Origin of the sequence: Kitasatospora sp. NPDC093558, from assembly GCF_040683475.1 — a bacterium.
Taxonomy (GTDB): Bacteria; Actinomycetota; Actinomycetes; order Streptomycetales; family Streptomycetaceae; genus Kitasatospora.
The window spans coordinates 1-1,866 of the sequence record NZ_JBFBDY010000975.1 but is presented as its reverse complement, the minus strand read 5'-3'; the positions used below and the strand labels follow the sequence as shown (position 1 = coordinate 1,866).

Annotated in this window: 2 protein-coding genes; one reads left to right on the top strand and one right to left on the bottom strand. The window is 75.3% G+C overall.

Translation table 11 applies throughout. The features are described from left to right. A partial coding sequence (locus AB0O00_RS37555; protein ID WP_363659178.1) for a CRISPR-associated endonuclease Cas3'' occupies window positions 1-1,290 on the top strand: 1,290 nt, incomplete at its 5' end. On the opposite strand, the gene AB0O00_RS37550 is transcribed toward AB0O00_RS37555, so the two are convergent. Further along, complete coding sequence (locus tag AB0O00_RS37550; RefSeq protein WP_363659177.1) at window positions 1,280-1,621, bottom strand: hypothetical protein; 342 nt, start codon at window positions 1,619-1,621, stop codon at window positions 1,280-1,282. The two genes, AB0O00_RS37555 and AB0O00_RS37550, sit on opposite strands and share 11 nt — an antisense overlap. Between the last annotated feature and the right edge of the window lie 245 nt (window positions 1,622-1,866).

The window sequence follows — 1,866 nt, the reverse complement described above, 5'->3', positions numbered from 1 at the left end:
GTCACCGAACTCACGCCCTGGGCCTCGCTCGTGCAGCGCGCCGGGCGCTGCAACCGGCACGGCGAGCACCCGGACGGCGGCGACCTGCTGTGGTGCACGCCGCCCGAGGGCGGCGATGCGGCCGTCGCGCGCTGGCTGACCGCGCACGAGGGACGCTCCGTCACCCCCGGCGACCTGCTGGCGGCCCGCGTCGACGTTCCGCCCGCACCGCCCGGGCCGGGGCGCGAGGACGTCCTGGCCCTCTTCGACTCCCCCGCCGACCCCGCCGACCCCGCCGACCCCGCTGACGGTGTGGACCGGTGGATCTGCGGGCCGTCGGAGGCCGACTCGCTTCCGGCGCTGGCCGCCTGGCGCGCCTGGGAGTCGGGCGGGCCCGGCGAGGACGAGCCGGATCCGGCGAGCGCCGAACTGTGCCCGGTGCCGGTGGGCGAGCTCCGGCGGCTTCCCGCCGGCCGGGCCTGGCTGCGCGACGCACTGGACGGCCGGTGGCGCCCCGCCGGGCCGGAGGACCTGCGGCCCGGCGCCCGCGTGCTCCTGGACTCCCGCGCCGGCGGCTACCTGCCGGACCTCGGCTGGAGCCCGGCGAGCCCGGCCGCCGTCCCGTGCGAGACCCCCGGCCCGAGGACGCCGGCCTACGGCTGCACCGCCTGGGTCGGCCTCGACCGGCACCTGCAGGAGACCGCGCAGGAGGCGCGACTGCTGCTCGCCGCGCTGCCTCAACTCCCCACTGAACTACGCGAGGCCGTCGTCGCGGCGGCCCGCTACCACGACCTCGGCAAGTGCCACGACGCCTTCCAGGAGAAACTGCGCGCCGGGCGCACCGACCCGCCCGCCGGCCTGCTCGCCAAGTCGAAGAACGGCGCCGAGCCCCTGGCGCCCTACCGTCCGGCCCGCCCCTATTTCCGGCACGAACTCGTCAGCGCCCTCCTCCTGTGGCACGGCGGCCACCACCCCCTGGTGACCTACTTGGCCGCAGCCCACCACGGCCACGTCCGCATCACCGTGCGCCCGCGCGGCGACGAGGCCCCGCTGCTGCTCGGCGTCGCCGACGGGGACCGCACCCCGCCCGTCGACCTGTCCACCGGCGAGCGCTTCCCCGCCCGCACCCTGCACACCGCCGGATTCCCGCAGGCCTGGACCGAACGGGCCCTCGCCCTGCGTGACGCCCCCGGCCTCGGCCCGTTCCGCCTCGCATTCCTCGAAGCCCTGGTCCGCGTCGCCGACTGGGGCGCCAGCGCCCGCCACGACGGGCCCCTGCCGGCGGCGACCGGGCGGCCTGCTACACCGTGATGACGAACGAGGTGATGGTGTCGAGGCCGATGTAGTACCAGCCCGGCCCGATCGACGATGCGCAGTCGACTCCCCCGAGGCCGTGACACAGCGACACCTTGCCGCTGACCAGTGTGTTCACCAGCCACACCGCGCCGTGCGCGCCGACCAGATCGTGCGCGCCGTAGCCGTGGAAGACCATCATCGGCTGGCCCTCGATGTAGATGCACACGGAATCCTCCGGGCACTGCTCCCACGTGTCGGCCCGGGCCGTGCCCGCGCCCGCGAGCGTGGTGGCGGCGAGGGCTGCCGCGGCGATGCCCGTTCCGAGGACGGCCTTTAGACCCTTCATCGGTTTTCCCTTCCCGTTCCGTGACCGATCGCCGGAATCCCCACCCATGGAACGCCGTGGGCGGGCCGCCGGTCGAATGGTTCGAAGGAATTCGAAGACGATCACCTGGGAATGCCCGGGCCGCCGTCCTGATCCTCAAGTGCCGCTCGCGCGAAGGCCTTTCGGTCGCAGCCGCCGTCCCGGTGACCTGGTGAACGCGTGAGGCGTGGACGTCCGGCGCGCCCCCGGACGCCCACGCCTGACGG